General features: G+C 37.9%; 14 protein-coding genes. 2 read left to right on the forward strand and 12 right to left on the reverse strand.

All coding sequences use genetic code 11. The features are described from left to right. Genes DYE19_RS07770 through DYE19_RS07810 form a run of 9 tightly spaced genes read right to left on the reverse strand, consistent with a single transcriptional unit; the run spans window position 1 to window position 14,633 of the window. Window positions 1–723 (reverse strand): coiled-coil domain-containing protein, encoded by a 723-nt coding sequence (locus DYE19_RS07770; protein WP_115323180.1) that lies wholly within the window; start codon window positions 721–723, stop codon window positions 1–3. Between the two features lies 1 nt (window position 724). Then, window positions 725–2,260, reverse strand: a complete 1,536-nt coding sequence (locus DYE19_RS07775; RefSeq protein WP_115323181.1) for an SUMF1/EgtB/PvdO family nonheme iron enzyme — start codon at window positions 2,258–2,260, stop codon at window positions 725–727. Next, window positions 2,253–3,470, reverse strand: a complete 1,218-nt coding sequence (locus tag DYE19_RS07780) for an ABC transporter permease (protein WP_255313146.1) — start codon at window positions 3,468–3,470, stop codon at window positions 2,253–2,255. The genes DYE19_RS07775 and DYE19_RS07780 overlap by 8 nt, the downstream gene beginning before the upstream one ends. A gap of 21 nt (window positions 3,471–3,491) precedes the next feature. Continuing rightward, window positions 3,492–4,196 carry an ABC transporter ATP-binding protein gene (locus DYE19_RS07785; protein WP_115323183.1) on the reverse strand — a complete coding sequence of 235 codons (705 nt, stop codon included), beginning with the start codon at window positions 4,194–4,196 and terminating at the stop codon, window positions 3,492–3,494. Between the two features lie 17 nt (window positions 4,197–4,213). Then, complete coding sequence (locus DYE19_RS07790; RefSeq protein ID WP_115323184.1) at window positions 4,214–6,241, reverse strand: vWA domain-containing protein; 2,028 nt, start codon at window positions 6,239–6,241, stop codon at window positions 4,214–4,216. A gap of 42 nt (window positions 6,242–6,283) precedes the next feature. Continuing rightward, on the reverse strand, window positions 6,284–7,246 hold the full coding sequence (locus DYE19_RS07795) for a tetratricopeptide repeat protein (protein ID WP_115323185.1): 963 nt from the start codon (window positions 7,244–7,246) through the stop codon (window positions 6,284–6,286). Window positions 7,247–7,267: 21 nt separating this feature from the next. Then, window positions 7,268–9,928, reverse strand: a complete 2,661-nt coding sequence (locus DYE19_RS07800; protein ID WP_115323186.1) for a putative virulence factor — start codon at window positions 9,926–9,928, stop codon at window positions 7,268–7,270. Next, the gene (locus DYE19_RS07805; protein WP_115323187.1) at window positions 9,928–13,002 is read right to left on the reverse strand and encodes a virulence factor SrfB; all 3,075 of its coding nucleotides are present in this window, start codon (window positions 13,000–13,002) and stop codon (window positions 9,928–9,930) included. The genes DYE19_RS07800 and DYE19_RS07805 overlap by 1 nt, the downstream gene beginning before the upstream one ends. Before the next feature lie 23 nt (window positions 13,003–13,025). Next, complete coding sequence (locus DYE19_RS07810; protein WP_115323188.1) at window positions 13,026–14,633, reverse strand: SrfA family protein; 1,608 nt, start codon at window positions 14,631–14,633, stop codon at window positions 13,026–13,028. A 308-nt stretch (window positions 14,634–14,941) separates the two neighbouring features. Between DYE19_RS07810 and recA the strand changes: the two genes are divergently transcribed. Both recA and recX read left to right on the forward strand, forming a co-directional pair. Then, window positions 14,942–16,000: a recombinase RecA gene (gene recA, locus DYE19_RS07815; protein ID WP_049215653.1), complete on the forward strand. Its 1,059-nt coding sequence runs from the start codon at window positions 14,942–14,944 to the stop codon at window positions 15,998–16,000. Window positions 16,001–16,117: 117 nt separating this feature from the next. Then, on the forward strand, window positions 16,118–16,567 hold the full coding sequence (gene recX, locus DYE19_RS07820; RefSeq protein WP_115323189.1) for a recombination regulator RecX: 450 nt from the start codon (window positions 16,118–16,120) through the stop codon (window positions 16,565–16,567). Window positions 16,568–16,660: 93 nt separating this feature from the next. On the opposite strand, the gene DYE19_RS07825 is transcribed toward recX, so the two are convergent. From DYE19_RS07825 to DYE19_RS07835, 3 genes are read right to left on the reverse strand one after another with little or no spacing between them, the layout of a single operon-like run. Continuing rightward, window positions 16,661–17,935, reverse strand: coding sequence for a heme biosynthesis protein HemY (locus tag DYE19_RS07825; RefSeq protein ID WP_115323190.1), 1,275 nt, complete (start codon window positions 17,933–17,935; stop codon window positions 16,661–16,663). A gap of 18 nt (window positions 17,936–17,953) precedes the next feature. Beyond that, window positions 17,954–19,366, reverse strand: coding sequence for a uroporphyrinogen-III C-methyltransferase (locus DYE19_RS07830; RefSeq protein WP_115323596.1), 1,413 nt, complete (start codon window positions 19,364–19,366; stop codon window positions 17,954–17,956). A 43-nt stretch (window positions 19,367–19,409) separates the two neighbouring features. Then, the gene (locus DYE19_RS07835; protein ID WP_049215647.1) at window positions 19,410–20,156 is read right to left on the reverse strand and encodes a uroporphyrinogen-III synthase; all 747 of its coding nucleotides are present in this window, start codon (window positions 20,154–20,156) and stop codon (window positions 19,410–19,412) included. Window positions 20,157–20,162 lie beyond the last annotated feature (6 nt).

Here is a 20,162-nt window from a genome sequence, read left to right on the forward strand (position 1 = left end):
TTACCCTATTTGAATCGCTGAACGTTGTTTTGAAGAGGCATCAACTAAACGTTCATACGCCGCAATTTGTTTATTTAAACTCGCAATTTCTGCCTCAAAACGCCCTACATTTAAGCCATTTGATTTTTCTTTACTCGCAACCTCACGTAAGGTTTGGGCTCTTTTCTTCATTGATGCTAAATTACTTTGTGCAGCGCTAATATCAGCATCAATTTGAGCTAATTGTTTTTGTGCATCCGCTTTTTGCAGCGCACCTGATTTCAATTGCTTATTCAAATTCACTAACGCACGATTATTTTTATCAAGCTGTGTTTTGGCTTTAGCTGTTGCTTTTCTTACCATATCAGAATTTTTACGTGTTTCCGCGATGTAAGAGTTTAAGCGATCTTCTTTTTTAGCATAGGCTTTACGTTGTTGCTCAAGGTAATAGTTAGTTCCCATTAACGCACCACAACCAACCGCTGCACCTGCTACACCTGCAACCGTTGCAGTCGATGCACTTTTACCCGCTAATAACGCTGTGCCTGCGCCAAGTACTGCACCACCCGCGGCCCCCCAAGCACAAGCACTTAAACCTGAGTCGCTAAAGAATTCTGCTTCTTCACCAGTAGATAAACTACTTTTCGACCCAAAATAACTTGAGCCTACATTTTGACAGCCACTTAACGCAATTGCCGCAGAAAGTGTCAAGACACTAAAGATTGATTTACTTGATTTTTTCATTTTAGTTCCCCTGTTTGACTTGAGTACATTTATCCAACCATTGCTGGCGATTAATTTTACTATCTTGATAATATTGTTCTAGATGCTGCCAATAAAGATCAACATACTGAGTTAAATTCCCTTTACCACTACTCTTGACAATATTATTCGTTCGAGCAACTTGTGCTTGAATTGTTGCCTTATGGTAAGTTGCTGAACTGCCTACAATTGTATCAGCATAATATTTCAACACAAAATCTCGCGCTTTTTCTGACTCTAATAAGCGATTTTTCGCATTTGTTTCTTTATCTGAATTTGGATAAAGTGCGGTCATTGCCTCAACAATTTTATTATTTTGTTCCACTTCGCCCTGTAAGTCTGAGACATTAGCACATAAAAAGGCACCAAGTTGTAAGGCTGAGCGTATTGCTGAGTCACGCTGTTCATCACGCTCTAAATTCGCTGCACGAAGTTGTTCTTTCGTATTATTTAACTCTTGTTTTAATTTTTCATCCAAGGTGTTATTGGCAAGTTCTTCTAATTTATCCACGATTTTCGTACTTTCACCTTGCCCCTCTGTTTGGTTATCTTGCCCTAAAGTTTCCCACTCTTTTTCCATTAACTTAATTCGCTCACTCGATGTTAATAGTGGTGCGGCGATAACGACACGAAATCCCATATCTTTAGCTTTTTTGGCACCATTTTGATCATAAAATGGAATTTCTAAACGTAATACATTGTTCACATCGGCTTCAGATTTTAAATAGCTGCCGCCACGTGAAATAATACCACCATCCTGTCCATGGTAACGGTTTAACTTATTCAGTTTAAAGCTATCAAACATCATTTCACTGGCATTACCTAAAGTATCAAATATCCCCAATGGGTTAGGTTTTAAGCGACCAATAATCTGTAAACGACCGTTAGCAGACTTTGCATTATTAAACCAAGCATAATGAATCAGCCCCTCTTCCATTGGAAACACTTTTTCACGAAATTCTGATGGTGTGACTGCAACACCACCACGAGAAGCAAACTCCCACTCAGCATTAGTGGGTAAACGGACAAAACCAGCCATGCCATCTTCTTTAGGCAATTTGTCTTTCGCGTGCTTAAGCAGCCATTCATTATATTTTTGAGTGAAGCCCATTGCATCAAACCAACTCAGATTAGTCATTGGCAACAAGCCTTTCATATTTGGCGTACTACATTTTTCATTCATCACTGCTTGATATTGCGTTTCTGTCACTTCGTATTTCGCAATCAAAAAGAAACGTTCTTGATTGTTATCTGCAAAGCCACCTGCGATATAATTAGGCGTTGCATATTCTGCATAGCCATCTTGCTCGCTATTGCCCCCTAAAATCACAGGCATATCTTCTAATGGTTTATGCGTGTTTGTTTTCACGACGCGAAATACCATACTACCATCACAAGGTAAAGGCAAAATCACATCACTTTCCAAAGGTTGAGGATTATAAAATTTTTCTTCCCATGCTCCTTGAGCTGTTGCACTGATTACAGTAAGCATGAAAAAAGAAGAAGCATATTTAAACATCACGTAAACTCTCCGCTGGTTGAATACGTATTGCACGCATGGCACCAATTGCCGCCACAATCGCCGCAAGCACAAAACAAATGATAAATGCTGATACTAAATGCAATGGATGTAAGCTACTAATAAAATGTGTATCTGCTAAATTACTCGTTAAAATTTGGTTGAATAGCTGACTACCTGTAATAAAAAAGAGATAAGAAAGTATAAATGCGAGGCTACTTAAAATAATGGCTTGCAAAACTAAATAGCCCATTACACCAAGTGACTGAAAACCAAGTAAACGCAACACTGCAATTTCTTTGCGTTTCCGATCAATATTTGCTAAAAAAGCACCTATTAACGAGAGAATACAGCCAATAATAGATGTCATTGCGATGACCATAAAAATGACATTTAATACAGAATCAATTGCCTTTACATTTTCGATTGCTTTTGCCTCTGTGCGAGTATCTATATGTTTATCACGCAATTTCAATGCTAAAGGTGCAACGTCCTCCAAACTTGAGGCATAAATTCTCGCACGTGCAAAGGTGGTTCTGACTTGTTCTCTGATTTTTCCTTGCATAGTTGGGAAAAGATCAGTTTGTAATCCATCACGAAAATCCTCAATCCCAACTAGTGTAGTTAAATCAACAAATGCTGCCGCACGACTAAACTGTGACTCAGGTAATACGCCATCAATAACAAGTTCAATCAGACCTTTCTCTGTAATACCTTCATATTTCCGTGTCGCCAGTAATGTCACTTTATCGCCCGCCTTCACGGCTAATTTTTCCGCTGCTAAAGCGCTTAACACGACACCTTGAGACTGCTGTAATTGCTGTGAGCCTAATACGGGATCACCAGACTCTGTTGGTAATAATTCGACATCTGAGATAAAACGGCGATTATCAGTGCGTAAATCAACAATCGTATTTAATGAACGAGTTAATGGCATCACAAAACGCGTTTCTGGTTGCTGTTTTAACCAGATAAACCAGTCTGATGATAAATTCAAATTACCCACAATCTTGATTTCTAAATTACGTGGATCATTGATAAGTTGTGAGCGTAATTGCGAGACAATTCCATATTTCAAACTGAATAGCAATAATAATGGCGCAATCACTGCAATTAAAGAAGCGATAATACAAAAAGACACCTTGCGATCATATAACAAATCTCGCAAGGCTAACTGACTTAATAAATTTGCTTTTTGTACTAACATCATGCTCTTAATTCACTTTTTTACTTAAGCTTCACTAAATATTGCTTGTTGAGGTGATACGAGATTCGCTTGCAATGTTCGCAATTGCTTACGCTGAGTTAATGCCCAATCATGAGTGACTAACAAAACAGAAATGTGTTGCTGAGCAACTAATTTTAAAATTAACTCAAACAATATATCAGCATGATAAGGATCAAGCGCTGATGTTGGTTCATCCGCCAATAACAATAAAGGTTTATGTGCTACTGAGCGAATAAATGCAACACGTTGGCGCTCACCAATAGAGAGCTGCTTCGGATACTTTGTCAATAAGTGCTGAATATTAAGTTGCTCACCTAAAAAATCGATCCACTGCTGATCGACCTCTGCGTGCAACAGTGCATTCGGCAACGCAATATTTTGTGCCACATTAAGAAACGGCAATAAGCCACCATGCTGTAACATAAAACCTAACTTTTGCGCCCGAATCTGTGCTAAAGCACGCTGTTCTTGCTGCTGAATCAATGGCTGAATATCCACTAACGCCGTTTGTATCCCTAATTGAAAATGAGACAATTGCTCAGGTTTCAGGATTAAACCGATCATTTCTAATAACGTGCTTTTCCCACAGCCACTGCTACCTTGAATCGCAACGACTTCACCGTCATTTAGATGCAAGTAAGGCAAAGATACGGTAAAACCTTGTTCTCCTTTACCTCTGGTGACAGACATATTTTCAATGATCAGCACAAATTATCCTCATCCTATTATGGTAATGCTTCTAATGGAACTGGATAAACAAAATCACGTGGATCACTGCCTTCGGATAAGGATATCCAGCGACTTTGATCTTCATTAAATACACGATAATGGCGTAATTTACTGTGTAATTCACGAATAAATTTTTCTTGCTCTTGTACACTCATGCCTTTCCACGTTTCTTCATCAATTGATGTGACTTGGCTTTTATAAGGAATATCATCAAGGTACTCACCTAATAACCCTAAATCAGCAATTTTAGTCGAACTTTCTGCTTTAATTTTACTTGGATCTTGTCCCATCGCTGCTGCCACAGATCGTAGCTGTGCAAACATATCATTCGGCGAAATTAGACCTTCGTTTGCTGCATCCGCAATTTTCTTCACCACATCACTTAAATCACTCAGCTGTGATTTTGTTAACAATACACGGGCTTCTGCAGTTGGTACGGTAGGCTTTGCAAAATCTTTATCACTGATCCACGCTTTAAAAACAGGTGGCGCTTTTGTTCCTTTTTTTCCACCTAAATAAGCCAACTGCATAGCTTTACCTAATAGCATAGCATCTTGTTCAATCTCTGAAGTTGGTGTCGGTGTTGAAACTTTTTCTTTTTCAACCGCACTTAATGCGCTGCCAGCTGCCATTTCACCGCGATAAGCTAATTTCACTTGTGCAGTTAATGCTTTCGCTAAGGTACCGATTTTCTCGCCAAATTCATTCACATCACCTGCATTGACGGGATAATACAGCGCCTTATTTAAATAATTATTAAACGCAAGATCCGTATATTGTGCTTGTGCTTGCTCATGGTTTTTCACACCCGAAGGCGTTTTTAAATGAAGGGCATAAATCGCAACTCCACGATGTTGTGCTTCTAAACGTAATTGTTTTGCATCTAATCCTGTTGTCGAAATTGGATTATCACCTTCAATTGCACCCGCATCAGTAATTAATACAATGTAACGTGCACCAAATTTATTCCATTGAATTTCATTTAGTGCTTGGTTAATACCAGCATAAGCATCTTCACTAAATTCTTTACTGGAGACCTTTGCTTGCTTTAACGAAGCAACTTTTTGCATGAAGTCTTTACCATCTTTTACTGTCGTTGGATCAACAAACATTTTAGATGTATATTCCAGTCCTTTTACTGCTTTTGTACTGGAGCGAAACGCGACTAAACCAAATTTTACTTGTTCACCTAAATTTTCCTTTTCTATTTGCTCATACACCTGTTTAATTGCCTCGCGTGTGCGATTAATATAAGGATCCATGGAAATAGTAGAATCAATGACAAACACCACTGCCGCACTAAAACCAACGACTTCTTGCGGATCAGTATGTTTACTTTTCGCCGTATTTGTCGGATCTGTTTGGCTCGTTTTACTCACAGTAGGATCAGTGGTAGATTTGGTTAATGCATTCTCATTTTTACTCACAGAAGCCACTTCCAACGCACGTTCATAGAATCCCTTAGCGTTCATTACTTCTTCGCCCTGTAAAATAGGCAATAAATAAAAATTCTTTTGGAAATCGACAAATTCAGCAGGCTCTTGTGCTAAGACGGCTGGATTTGGTTTATTATTGGCTAAATCTTGACGAATAGGTGTCACAAGTTGCATAGGATCATTAGCATTAATCACTTTATCTAACTCAGTACGATCTTTAAAAAATAACAAACGATCGCGATCTGATGGATTAGTAAACACTAATGTCATTTGCATATTCCATGGTACCGCACAGCTTTCATCTAGCCAGCCAACTGTTTTACCAAATGTATCAGGTCCTACTTTTACAAAAGTTTTGCCTGCCACATTTTCACGTTGATACACATAATAACGAGAAAATGCTGGAATTTTTTTACCTGTATTGGCATTACTCTTTTCCAATAATTCACAAGTTGGCGTACTTAATACACGTTGATACAACGTTGTTTTCCCCGTTTGTAATAACGGCTTTTCATTTGCCAAAACAGTTAAACTTAATGGCAAAGATAAACATAATGCATATAGTGCTGCTAAACTCGATTTAGCCATAATTTAATTCCTCTCCATGTGGAAAATACCCTTCCAACATGCTTATTTTTTAAGCTCAGCTAACCCTTTTTTTGCAACTTCATTGTTTGGATCAATAGAAAGTGCGGTTTCATACCAATAAATTGCATTTTCTTTATCAGCTGTAAAACAAGGGCTACCAACTTGGTATTCTTTTGCATACGCGACTGCGATTTCAACATTACCACCTTGTGCTTGATGTGCATATAAACGCTGAGCAATACTACATTTATTTGCCGCTTTCGCCTCCGCAATAATTTCCAACACACGTTGACTATTTGGTTTTGTTTTTAAACAACTTTGAATGAACGCGAGTTCATCAGTGCTGCTTGCCACACTACATTCTGACACTATAGGTGTTGATGTTGCTGTGCTTGATTTATTGCCTAGAAGGAAATAAGCAGCTGCACCAGCAATAAGCAATAGCAGTAACAAACCGATTATTAACCCTACTTTACTTTTCTTTTTAACTTGTGGCTCAACAGTAGGCGAGATAACAACTGGTTCTTCAATAATAGGTGATTCAACAGTAGGAGTTTCAACTTCAGGATTTACTGCAATATCAACAGGCTCAACAAGTGGTGGTAATTCCTCGTCTATCACAGGCTGTGTCACCTCTCGTACTTCAGTTTCACGCGAAGAATCGCCCCCCGCAGAAGAGGCCAAAATATTACCAATTAAACTTAACGTTCCGCCATCTTCAATCGTGCCATCACGTACTTGTAATAAGAAACGGACATTCCCTATTTGGCTCATTAAACCATCAATCAACCATGGGCCTACTCGACCTTGTAGTGCATCTCCTTCCACGGTGAGTTCTGAGGTTTTATGCCAAATAGGCTCTGGTGTCCACTGATTATCGCCTGCAAAATAATAACGGTCTTGGTTACGTTGTACGGCAATTTCAACCGCACTAGACCCTTTCCATTTACGTGCACTAAACTTGGCATAACCTGGGCTGTCTTCTCTTAATTCAATTCGTAACACGATAAATTCCTCTTATGTTTTTTATTCTGTGATCTGTGCAGAACGAAACGCTCGTAATACATTACCTAACTGTGCATTCTGCGTTGAGTTAATTTCTCGCCCTGCACTGTGTCCAGCATTATTCACTGCAAAGTGCCCAAATGCGACTAACCAATCTAAACGATAGTTATCATCATAATTACTCGTTTGATCATTGAGTTTTGGCAATCCATTTTGTTGCTCAACTGGACGTTGTTCAAAAATCATTTGACCTTGTAACACACGGCTTGCTGGACGCTGTTCAATAGGTGTCTCTGCATAGCCTAGCCACGAAATAAAGTCTGCAATTGCAGTATTCATTGTAAAGACTTGGCGTTCTGCAAGTTGATCTCGCTTGCTACCACTGTTTTCATTACGTAACGCGATTTGCGAAAGTTGTTCCTGAAGCTTCAATCTTGTTGCACCTGTCACTAGCTCATTCACTACATTCTCAATATTATCAGTCGAAAGGCCAAAATATTGCATCAGTTTATGATCTGATGTTAAGTTACGTAAATGACTGACCCAAGCTTTAAACACTGCTTGAGCAAAACGTGATTCTTCTACTTTTTCGACCGCACTTACTGTTGCAGTCATAGATGGAACTGGGTCACTAAACAAATCAAAGTCATCTGCAGGCGCATGACTAACTGACATTTCCTCTTGCTCAAACACATCGTCTAAATCGGAAAAATACAGTGATCGAATCGTTTCTTCAGGTAATTGTAATTGACGCAATAATTCACCCATTAGTAATGAACGTGGATTTTGTGGGTGAAGCTCTTTAGCCAATGCATTCGCTAACTGACGCTTTTTAGCCACTTCTTCTTCGCCATCACTCTGATACCAACTTGCAAAACGATTTTCTACAAAATGATGAATACGCTCGTTAAGTTGTTCAGTTAAACGATTTGCTTTCACTTCAGGTAATGCGATAGTTTCTAAATAATGACTAATACGCTTCATCCCACCATCATTCAATAACAGCATCGCTTCCCACGCCTCTTCTGGATTTGCAATATGTTTACGAATATCAGGATCTTGACAGAATGTACGTTTTAGTAATTCTAACTGTACCTTCTCATTTGGGTTAACACTCACTTCATTTTCACCTTCGACATTTAAGAAAGCGACTTTGAAACCTGGTTTGCGTACTAGAAAGACATTATCAAACGGCTTCCCATCTGACCAATTATTAAACCACTCATAGTTACCAAAACGTTCTAAAATTGTTTGTTTTAATAATCCACCGGCACCCCAAGAAATTTTTAATAATTCTTCTTCCTTAGACAAGTCTTGACTAATGCGCATATCAAACATCGTAATTGCCCACAGCAAGCCTGGCTTACGCAGACCGCGTTGCTCAGGACTATCGCCTTGTGTTTTATGAATCCAACGCTCAAGAACTGGACCAACGCTATTCACATCAGACTGTTTCGTTGAAGGAGTACAAACGATCAAAATGTTCATTTCTTGGCTGTCTGTATAACGCTCAAATAAATAAGCTACTTTTCCACGTAAAATCAACTGAGAAACAGGATTGCCTTCTTTTACTTCTGCTAATGAAGTAATAGCTAAACGTCCACGATAACCTGGAAAGTCTAATAGATCCACTCGCTCAACCGCAGGCACTCGTGTTGGATTAATCAACGGAAAGACGAGTTCTGCTGTTAGTGCGGTAAGTTCTGCTAAAGAAATACTAACAGGGGCGCCCACTTCCCCCGCATGATTTGGACGAACTTCAATTTCTTCATCACGATCTGTACCTAAGCGTTCTAACATATCGACATTCATGATACTGTCTGCCTGCGATAACCCACCGTCAGCCGTTTCTTTTACAACGGCACTTAATGGTGCATATACACGCTCAGGATGGCCTAAACGTGATAAGGATGTTGCAAATTGAATATAGATATCAGTTAACTCTTTAATCTCACCCCACAAGATGGAAAATAATTCACCACGTTCACGAATAGACAAATAAGGTGCAAGTTGCGTTGCATTTGCCCAATAATTGCCTTGTAAAACGGATAGCGACTTGCCAAAACTATCTTGCGCATAATCTTGCAAATCTACTACATCATCTTTACTGACACCAGACACTTCTATAGTAGCAACACGAGAATGTAATCCCTTAATTAAGCTATTAACTCGACTTTGTGTGATTTCGTAATCTACACGTTCTTTATCAAAATCATTAAAATAAGAATTAACTAAAATTTTAGCGACTTCAATTTCACTAAATAAACGAAGTTCAAGTGGATAGCCTGCTACGCCTTTCGTTTCTTTACGTGTAAAACGTGTCACTAAGCCTGTGGCTTCTTTACCGCCACCTGGTGGATTAATATGCTTAATAAAATCCAGTTGTTTACCATCAAATAAAGTTTCTAATTTACCCCGTTCATCTGCTGCTAACGCAGAAATGAGGAATGACTTACCCGCTTGTGATAAACCAAAAAAACCTGCCGTAATAGGTTTATCAGAAACTGCACCTAAACGTTTTGCGGTATTACGTAAGCGACGTAACTCCAAAATCAGACTCTCTGCTTCATTGTTTAAACGTACAACATTCGGGCGAACTTCATCAATCCAATCAATTGCCGATTGTGATGCATTAAATACATCATCCCAAGATTGCACTAATTGTTTTGCTGTATTACTCATTATTTCTCCCGTTTAATGCTGCCAGTATCTAACCAGTAAAGACTGTCTTTTAAACCCGCATCTGTCATTGTATTTAACGTTAATTTAATTTGTGGTTCCCCAAGATCATTTCGTCTTAAACGTACCGTTTTTTCACTGCCACTCATCGTCATCAACTTAGCACTTTCAATTTCAAAATGCTCAATACGCTCTTTTTGTTTTGATGCTAAACCTAGTGCTTTCTTGATACGTAATTTCACATTTAATACGCCACCATTCGCCAACTCACGATTTAATGCATCATCTTCAATAGTCAATAAATACAATGGTGTCGCGCTCCAACGTTCTACATTTAATTGACGGAAACCTAAACGTGCTAAACCACGTACTTCAAAATGTATATCTGGCAATTCATAATCAGTGTTATCAAGATCAATATCACGATAATAAATGTTACTGTCTTTGATTACGTTATTGTTATCTAATAACCCCACATATTTAACCGTAGAATAGGCAATTAATGCAGTCGCTCGCAGATAAAAGTTTGGTAAGCGTTGATGTGTACTGAGAAAACATAGCATTGCACCAACAGACGCTGTGGTTTTTGGATCATCAATACGCCCTTGCTTGTGGAATGGATACCAGTTACCTGTACGATAATTATGTAATGGTAAAATACGCCCAACTGGTAAAGGTAAACGTGAACGGAAAAATGCCTGCACACCAGGTAAGCGTGATGGACGACCTGTTAATAGTAATACATCACATTGATAGCAATTAATGACTTCACATAATGCATTAAATGTTTTACAAATATCATAATAGTCGCCGCGTACGAAACGGTTATGAATCTCACGTAAATTCACTTCAATTGGTAAATCCAAAATACTGAAATGTGGATCATTTAATTCTCGACGAATTGGCTCATTAATATAATCCAACACATTTTCAGTCGGCGCCTCTACTTCACTTAACAAAGAGCAAAATGTTAGATCACTAATGCTCGCTTCGCTGTAATAAGGATCAAAATTTTCATACTCTTTCAATACACGTAAACCAATTGGCATGAATACTTGCAGTGTCAATTGCTGACGCAATAACTTATCTTGCACAGAACGCTCTTCTGAGCCAATTAATTTTGACAAAATCGAATCAGGTTCGACAATGCCTTTTTCTTTCAGACCTTTTGCTAATGCATTCACCACAACATCACGAATGATATCAAGTAGAATGTCATCACCTGCTACTTTAAAACCATCACGGAAGCGTTGAGTTGGTACGATATGTGCATTACTGCCACCATGATGATTATGGCTGCCATAATCTAAGGCATAGTCATTGATCACTAAATCCGTCGTACCACCGCCAATGTCAACTGTCGCAATAGTAATCGATTCTTTCTTCAAGTTATCACGACGTCTTAATGCAGCAATAAATTCCTCTGGACGACCACCATAATTATTTTGCGTTTCATTAAAGAAATACACGACTTGACCACAAGTTGCTTCGTCCCATTGAATCACCACTTCTGGTAACATTGGCCAATAACGTTCGCGACTTTCTTTTGAGTCGAAGTTTAAATCGTCATCACTTTTATCCCAGCCTAAACTTTTCCACACTAGACCAATAGCTTGATACACGCTATTACGGAAAATTTCACGCTCAGGTTTCGGCATTGCAGGTGGCACAGTTAAGATAATTGAACGTAAATAACGTGGTGTACGAGAATGTTCTAGCTTAGCACGCTGCGTTGGACTATTAATCTGTGCAAGTGCATGCATTAACACTTCAGATAACATGAAAGTCATCAATGAACTACGTGAGTATTTTGGATGAAAAACTGGAATTTTACGTTCAAATTCATCATCAATATTGTCATCAAGAATATGTAATGCTTCACCATATTCATTAATTAGACCAGATAACGGTTCTGCAGTGGCATGGGGTTCGTGATCAGTTTTCACATAAGCACTATTAAAACGCCAGCCTTGTCCATATTGTTCTACATCCCATAAATAACGTTTTGGGCTGGATAAACCAGTTGAACCTTCATTACCATTACGACGGCTTGCTAAACGTGCGGCTTCTTTACCTACACGTCCTATTGTTGCCCATTGGAAAGCATCACGACGACCACTCTGTACAGAAAAGTGCTCTTTACCAAAGAATGCTTGTGCAAATTCAACTCGACTTTCAAATGGCTCATTATAAACTCGCTCTGGACTGCTAAGATCACGTAGCTCTAATTCATAACGCTTTTTCAACCCATCTTTTTCTTGCTTATGATCCTCAATCAAAATACCACAAGTACGTGAGTTACCTACATCTAACACCATATCCACAGGGATAGCTTCAACAATATCATCCGCTTTTTTAGATACAACTTTAATATTAGGTATAGTTAAACAGGTGCCTAAAATTGCTAAAATATTTAAATAATGAGCTTGGTGATTTTTTAATTTCAGCGCATCAGATAACTCTTCAAAATCCGTTAAACGAATTAAATGGGCTTGCTCTTTAAAAATCTCTAACAACCACTCATTGACCCATTTAAAATCTAAAAACCACGACATTTGATTTGATTGATGAGCCAAACCAAACACCACTCCAGATCGAACATCTTCTTCGGTTGGCGCTAAGTACGCCACATTCTGACTGTTTGGAAACACTTTTGTATCAAATGCAAAAGTAATACGATGAGTATGACCATCTTGATCTGGCTGTTCTAATTGAACTATACGTGCACGCGCCCAGTTATATGGGCCTTCGTCAAAACGATCAGGTGGTACAGTGCGTAAAAATGGAATAGGTAACCAAATTCCATCAAACAATGTAAATGAATGTTCTACGCTAATATCTTGTTCTGGTGTCACAATGCGACCAGGTTGGGTTGGATCGTAATAACCATCACGAACTTTATCTTCAATTAAACGACGTAATGGACCATTTTCACCAGAGGAAATAAAATAACCGCTGCTAATATCACGCCATGCTCTTTCTTTCCAGTCAATTTTCAATCCAAAATCAATAAACTGAATCCCACTATTCATCACTAGCGAGACTTCTTTGCCCAAATAATGTAATTCTGGAAGCATTTTTATTCTCTCTTATTGTTAAATTAATTTGTTTTCATCGACATTGGGAAACGCTGACCTCTACCGTATTCCCCTTCGCAATCCGCAGAGCCACTTGCATCAGGTTTACACTTAACATTAGGCAATTGATATGTAGAACCATCACTACATTTCGCAATACCTGTATTGCCAATATTTAAACTCCCCCCTTGCATAGCAGCGTTCACATCACCCACACACTGTATGCCGTCCCCTCGCTCTACACGAACTTGTCCTTTTCCTTTTTCAAATTCATATTTTAAACGCAAAGGTTTACCCGTACTTTTATCTTGAATACCTGCTCCAGCATTCCACTGACCATTCAGAAAATCAACATTACCACTTTTGGCACTTTCAGCTGGAATTTGCAATGGTTGATTTGTCGTCTGATGTTCAGACTGCGTCTTTTGTAACAGATCTCGTGTTGCTAAATCATCTGTAGGGGCTTTTTCTGGTAGAGTTTGTGGCTCTAACGCTGTTTTCTCTACACTGTCTTTGTTATTATCTACTTGATTTAATTTATCATTAGTTGAATCTAGCTCAGGCAATACGGCTTTATCTGCAGACTCTGGCTGATTGCTTTCTACTACATCAGAACTTTTTGCTACCTCACTACGACTGTTCAAGACTGTTTGATTGACATCAGCTCCAACGACTTTTTTATTTGGATCGACATAATGAACTAACTCACATTTATCTGTTAGCTGTGTTGGTAACTGATTTAATTTTTCAATTAAGTGCGGCTCAGTAACTGCTTTTTTATTAACATCAGCAATCCAATTACCATTTAAAAAACGATATGAAATACCCTCAAAGCAAACCCGACGTTCTACACTAGGCGCTTTAACTTTGCTCGTATCCGAAGAAGTAGCAGCGACTTCAACCTTAGGCGCCCAACAACCACGCAAAAAGAACAATGCTAATAATCCCAATAATAAAAGCGGCAATAACCACAGTAACCAGCGCCACCAAGGTTTCTTTTCCTCAATAATAGGTGTAGGCTCAACCAAATCCGTCACAATAGGAGTAGGCTCACGTACAACAGGCTTTAAACTTAAAAATGGATTACCATAAAGTTCTGTATTTTTTTCAACAAATCCCCAAAACGTAATTACGGGTTTATTATTCACTAAATAAACATATTCAGGACTTGGAAAACGAAGGGCTTTTAAATTATCAGGATCACTAATATCTGAAGGATTATTATTGCCACATAATAAACGAGAGAAGAGAAGAAGATCGCCTTGTAAGTTATCTGTATTTTTTAATTTTAAGCCAAATTGCAACATTGCTTGTTCAAACTGACTTAACTCAGTGAATGCCGCCGCACGCTCCTCATCTGTCGCAGCGGTCCAAGGGATAATCATATATTTTCCATCGGGACGTTCTGACTCAAATGGTACATACCAATCAATCTGGCTCCCCTGATCATTACGCTGTGGAATCGCAAGATAGTTAGCAAATGTTTTACCAATATTTTTATTATCCGCCTCTTTCACTCTGAACTTAATCGCCTCACGTAATTGTGATGCGACAGCATATACAGGTGTACCATCTTGCCCAAGTGCGGTGTAATTTTTCACATCACCGCTACGTAATAAAGCACTTAACATAGATTATCCTTGCTCAAGTTGATTGCAATCAGTACAAAAAAATTATAAATATTGCACTACATTTGAAGGATTTTAATAATCTTGCTGCAGAAATGCAAAGAATTTGTGCTTTTTTAAATCACTCAGATTTGTATTGATATCAATGATCTAAAAATGAAAAGAGGAAATTTATAACACTTATATTTTATACTCTTTCTCTATTTTGGAAGAAATTTCACAAAATCAGCAAAAAGCACTTGATACTGTTTATTCATACAGTTAATATACATACCAAATTCTGATGATGATTTTTTATTGAGGATTCAACAATGGCAACAAAAGAAGAAAAAAATAAAGCTCTGGCTGCAGCATTAGGCCAAATTGAAAAACAATTTGGTAAAGGTTCAATCATGAAATTGGGTGACACACAAGCCTTGGATGTTGAAGCGGTCTCAACAGGCTCATTAAGTCTAGACGTTGCACTAGGCATCGGCGGTTTGCCAATGGGACGTATTGTTGAAATTTTCGGACCAGAATCTTCGGGTAAAACAACATTAACCCTTTCAGTTATTGCTCAAGCCCAAAAAGAAGGTAAAACTTGTGCATTTATTGATGCAGAACATGCGCTAGATCCTATTTATGCTGCTAAATTAGGGGTGAATGTCAATGAGTTATTAGTATCGCAGCCTGATAATGGCGAACAAGCGTTAGAGATTTGTGATGCATTAGTACGCTCAGGTGCCGTTGATGTCATTATTGTTGACTCTGTTGCAGCATTAACACCAAAAGCTGAAATTGAAGGTGAAATGGGTGACTCCCACATGGGATTACAAGCACGTTTAATGTCACAAGCGTTACGTAAACTCACGGGGCAAATTAAAAATTCAAATTGCTTAGTGGTTTTCATCAACCAAATTCGTATGAAGATTGGTGTGATGTTTGGTAACCCTGAAACAACAACAGGTGGTAACGCATTAAAATTCTATGCATCTGTTCGCTTAGATATTCGCCGCACAGGCTCGATTAAAGATGGTGAAGAAGTGATAGGTAACGAAACGAGAGTAAAAGTAGTCAAAAATAAAGTTGCCGCACCATTCCGTCAAGTAGACTTTCAAATCCTTTATGGACAGGGTATCTCTAAAACAGGAGAACTTATCGAGCTTGGTGTGAAACACAAATTAGTCGATAAATCGGGTGCTTGGTATGCTTACAATGGTGAAAAGATTGGCCAAGGTAAAGCTAATGCAATGAAATGGTTAGAGGAACATCCTGAAGAAGCATTAGCACTCGAAACTAAGCTACGCAACGAATTATTAGCAAATCCAGAAAAAGTACTTGCAGCAGATATTGCAGAGCAAAACAACGAGCAAATAGACTCAGAGTACTAATCAATAACTGCGAGTAATCAAAATGAAATAAAGTGCGGTTAAAATTTGCAAAAAAGTAACCGCACTTTTTATTTGTCAGCTAAGCTTTATTACAAGATCGCTTACAGGGAAAACTAGATGTCATCAACTGCACTTAATTATGTCATCAATTTATTAGCACGCCGTGAATATAGTGAATTTGAAATTCGCTGTAAAATGCAAGAAAAATGTTTTACTGAGTTAGAAATTGATGAAGTGTTAAGTTATTGCCAACAAAAAAATTGGCAAAATGATCAACGTTTTACTGAAAACTATCTCGTTTTTCGTTCACAACGAGGTTATGGACTTAACCGAATCAAACAAGAATTACAGCAATTAAAAGGGATCAGTTCAGATGTCATTCAACAAGCTTTAGATGAAGCTGGAATTAATTGGTCCGAATTAGCCTTAACTGTATTACGTAAGAAGTTTCCTCAATTCGCTACTATTTCTGAAGTAAAAATGAAACAAAAAGTATGGCGTTACATGCTTTCTCATGGTTTTAAGCAAGAGGATTTTTCTCACTACATCAATAATGAAATAGAATAATATAAAAAAATAAGGCAGATCATCTGAATCTGCCTTACAAGTCAAACTTACTTATTTCTTAACAAGATCGTATCCAATACATTTATCTTGTACTTATTTACTTTCTAAAAGTACTGTTGGTGTTTCTTCGAGTTTATCAATTTCAGTTTTTAAACTCGACACAGCCATAGCCTCTTTCAATCCCTCTTCACGTACTTGTTGTGCTAATGCATTTTCACCTACCTGCTCAAACACATAGGCTGCCATATTCACATCTGTTGGTTCCAATTGTGTTTTATGTAAAATCACTTGTTTGAACGCATCACTCGCGTGAACAAAATCATTGTTACGCACATACAAATAGCCTAAAGCACGATTAATGCAACACTGCGCCTGTTCTGTTGCTTTATTTGCACGTTTCTCCATCAACTTAATTAACTTACTGTTATCTTCTGGCTGTAAACGAGCAATTTGCGTACAAAGTAATTTATTTTCTAAACTTTGTTCATCCACTTTTTTCAAGGCTTCTAACGTCAATTCATAAGCTGTTTCATGATCATTACAATCAATTAAACGTTGAATCAAACCAATTTTGACAAACAAATCATTACGGCGTTTACGTGGCTGATCATTCCACCAAGCAAGTAAACCATCTACGCCTTCCTCATTCATTTTTTCATCAAGCAATCCTTCTTCTACCTGACGTTGCAATGCAGTAAACTCTTCTCCAGAATACAATGCCGAATTTTCAATTTGATCCAAAATCTTATCTAATGCCAAGTAGGCTTTTGATTTTAAATAAATTTCAACAGCTAGCTTAAGCACTTCTTTATTGCGACTAGTCATCACTAATAAACTATCAACAGAACTACGTGCAGCAGGTAATTTACCTTGTTGTAATAAAATACGAGTTCGTGCTAACTCTACAATCAAACTGTCTGATCCCGCAATTTCCGTTGCTTCCATTAAATAGCGATTTGCATTAAATTCGTCACCTCGCTGCTGAGCTGCCTCAGCCGCTTTAATAAAATTTAATACAGGCTCATCAGAATGTTTCGCGTTTTTACCAATTAATTTTTCCGCTTTAGAGTAATCCCCCTCATTCATGCGAATTAAGCCTTCGAGAGTTTGTTTTTGTGCTTTAGCACGTTTACGACGCGAAAACCAATTATATGTATCACTACTTAAACGACAAAAACGAGTAATGACAACCTCAATCCCATAAATAATTGCCATAGCAATCACAAAAAACACAACTAACATTGTAATCGACATTTCAATGTTATAGTTGCTAGTTTCAATCAATACATAACCTTGTTTACCAGATAAATAAGGGCCTGCAATCAATCCTGCCAGTAACACCAGCATTAAAAATAAGACTCTAAACATAATCCATTTCCTCTACTGTTACTGTTGTTCAGTTTTCGATACATCTTCACCTGTTTTTGGTGAGTCATTCACTGGTTTTTCTGTTAATGCTTTATCAACAGAGAGTTCAATTTTATGCACTTCTTGTGGTTGTTTATCAAGTAACTTATCTAATACATTTAAGCTTGAAAGTTGGTTAGGGGTATCTACATAAATAGATTGCTCTGCTAATTCATCTAGGCTTTTTAAGAAATTTTGTGCAATTTCAGTACTTGTATCAAAATAACTTCTTATCCAAGAAGCAACAGCCTCTAAAGATTGTTTATATAAGTCATCTTGCTGACGTGGTACTGCCATAATCGCAATTTGTAAGCGTAAACGGATATTTTCACGTAAATAAATATCTTGGTTTGGTGCTAAGAGTGCCTTGTCATGAGAATTTCTTGGCGTAATACGAATAAAATGATTCAAAAACGATGTTGCGCTTTTCTCTGCATTCTCTTTCCAATCTTCTAAGGAGTCCGTTAATTTTTGGTTAGTTGAATCAACTTCATCAAAATTCACATCTAACACAGTCAAGTCATCGAGATTATTTGCTAACTGCGATAAACGCTGCATTATGGCATTTTGATCGACATTATTGACCGCTAACAATTGTTTTAAATCTTGATTAATTGCTGTGCGCACACTGACAATACGAGGATCTGACACTTTTTCTAATGTTTCATCTGCAACTTTTAATAAAGAAATACTCGTTTCTACATCATTATCTAGTACTAATTTACGTAGTGCATTATTTAATAAAAAATCTGCTTCCGATAATAACCAATCATTTGGCTGTTGTGCTTTAGTTGCAGAACTCAATCGATTAATTTGATTTTGTAACGCTGAAATCGCATGATCTTTTACAGCAAGTTCTTTTTGCAACAAAAGTAATTTCTCATCAGTCATACGATTTGCATCCGTTAATTGTGCAATCTGTTGACGCTCTTGCTCAAAAGAAGGAATATCAACACTAGGCGTGACCATTGCTTGACCTGCTTTATATTCAAGTGCAGTCAATTTTTGGTGAATTTGATCGACTTGTTGTAGACCAAAATAATAACCCGCTCCACCGAGCCCCAAAGCAACTAGCAATGCGAGTAAAGCAAGAGCTGTTCCGCCTTTTTTAACGACAACAGTTTCAACTGGCTTTGTTGCTTCAGCAGCAACATTATCTGGTTGTGTCAGATTTTGCGTCTGCTCTTGCTGTTTCACTTTTTTCGAATCCTTTTTTTCTCCAGTATCTACTTTATTAGATATATCTTTTGGCTTTTGTGGTACTTTTTGCTCTGTAACATTTTCGTTTTTCTCCACAATAACCTTCTCACTATGTTTTTTCTGCTCTGGTGTGCCTGTATCATTCTGTGGCACTTCAGTAATATCAGAAGAAGTTATTTTATTTTCAGCCATAATAATACCCATTTCCTTTATGATAATTAGAATTCAAAATCAATCAGCTTGAATGTAACAATGTCTGTAATAAATGCTGATTATCTGCACGTGGTGAAACTACAACATTATGCCAACCCAAATTATGCGCTAACTTAGCAAGGCGAGAACTCACTGTCACAAGCTGGCAACTTTTTAACCAATTATGTTCGCTTTCTGGGACAAAATCTACAAGATACTGTAAAATTTCTGCACTAGTTGCAACAATTCGTTGAATACCTGCACGTTTACAAATACTCATTTGCTCAACATTATTGTAGTTTATTGGTACTCGTTGATAACATTCTACTGTATCAACTTTTGCACCACGTAATTGTATTTGCTCAGAAAAATATTCACGTCCACCATTGCCTCGTAGAATCAAAACACTTTTTTCTGCCACATCTTGCATCAAGGCTAATTCAAGTACACCTTCACTCGTTTCTGTTTGTTGCGGATAATAAATAGCATGCTCTGTTTGACTGGCAAAATATTCAGCCGTACGCTGCCCAACAGCAAAATAGGACAAATCATGTCGCCAAGCAAAACCAGTATCCTTAAAAGTTTGAGTCGCATAAGCAACAGCATGTTTTGAAACAGCAAAAACATAGTCCCCCGCTTTTAATTGTGAAAATTTATGCGGTAACGCATTTAATTCACGACCAGCTTCAATCGTAAATAATGGCAAATGGATGGCAAACACGCCTGCTTGAATTAACATGTCGACCAATTGGGCCCCGCGTTCATCAGGTCGAGTGACTAATACTGCCATTGTTTA

It is taken from the genome of Pasteurella canis, assembly GCF_900454865.1.
GTDB classification, from domain to species: domain Bacteria; phylum Pseudomonadota; class Gammaproteobacteria; order Enterobacterales; family Pasteurellaceae; genus Pasteurella; species Pasteurella canis.